At 53.6% G+C, this 1,401-nt stretch carries 1 rRNA gene; it reads right to left on the bottom strand.

The window, feature by feature from the left end:
- Positions 1-47: 47 nt before the first annotated feature.
- A 16S ribosomal RNA gene (locus X929_RS05485) occupies positions 48-1,401 on the bottom strand; the annotation flags it as partial.

The following is a 1,401-nucleotide window of genomic DNA, read 5'->3' as shown; positions in this document are numbered from 1 at the left end:
ACTCTCTCAAAAGTAGATAGAGGAGGTAGAAACTATATTCTCCTTAGAAAGGAGGTGATCCAGGCGCACCTTCCGGTACACCTACCTTGTTACGACTTCGCCCCCCTCGCCAAGCCCACCTTCAACAGTACCTACCGTACTGCCTTCAGGTGTTCCCAACTCGGGTGGCGTGACGGGCGGTGTGTACAAGGCCCGGGAACGTATTCACCGCAGTTTGGCTGACCTGCGATTACTAGCGATTCCAGCTTCATGTAGGCGGGTTTCAGCCTACAATCCATATTACGGAGAGTTTTTCCGGATCCGCTCCACCTCACGGCTTCGCTTCCCTTTGTCCTCCCCATTGTAGCACGTGTGTCGCCCAGAGTATAAGGGGCACGCTTATCTGACGTCATCCCCTCCTTCCTCCGCCTCGTCGGCGGCTGTCCAATTAGTGTCCCCAACTTTACTTGCTGGTAACTAATTGTAGGGGTTGCGCTCGTTGTGGGACTTAACCCAACACCTCACGGCACGAGCTGACGACGACCGTGCACCACCTGTGTAACCTCCTACCTTACGGTAGGCCAGTAGATTTCTCTACCTTCAGTTACATGTCAATCCCTGGTAAGGTTCTTCGGTTAGCTTCGAATTAAACCACATGCTCCACCGCTTGTGCGGACCCCCGTCAATTCCTTTGAGTTTCATCCTTGCGGACGTACTCCCCAGGTGGCTCACTTATCGCGTTCGCTTCAGCACAGAGAGTCTTTCGCTCCCTACACCTAGTGAGCATCGTTTACAGCCAGGACTACCCGGGTATCTAATCCGGTTCGCTCCCCTGGCTTTCGGACCTCAGCGTCAGCTGTAGCCCAGTAGACCAACTTCTTCACCGGCGTTCTTACCTGTATCTGCGGATTTCACCCCTACTCAGGTAATTCCGTCTACCTCTGCTACGCCCAAGATAACCAGTTTCATCCGCAAGCCAATCGTTGAGCAACCTTTTCACAGATGACTTGATCATCCGCCTACGTCCCCTTTACACCCAGTGATTCCGGGCAACGCTCGCCCCCTACGTCTTACCGCGGCTGCTGGCACGTAGTTAGCCGGGACTTTTCCTAATCTACCTTCTTCTGTAGTGTGTCCACTACCCTCTTATTCGATTAGTTCAGAAGTTTACATCCCGAAGGACTTCTTCCTTCACGCGGCGTCGCTGGATCAGGCTTTCGCCCATTGTCCAATATTCCCCACTGCTGCCTCCCGTAGGAGTAGGGCCCGTGTCTCAGTGCCCTTGTGACCGTACATGCTCTCACACCGGTTATCCGTCATCGGCTTGGTAAGCCTTTACCTCACCAACTACCTGATGGATAGTAGGTCCATCCCAAGGCTGTCTCCCACTTTCCCCTCTCGGGCTTATCAGAGTTTACCTAC

Origin of the sequence: Petrotoga olearia DSM 13574, assembly GCF_002895525.1 — a bacterium.
In the GTDB taxonomy this organism is placed as follows: Bacteria; Thermotogota; Thermotogae; order Petrotogales; family Petrotogaceae; genus Petrotoga; species Petrotoga olearia.
Note: the sequence above shows the minus strand (reverse complement) of the source record. Positions and strands in the feature narration are given on the sequence as shown.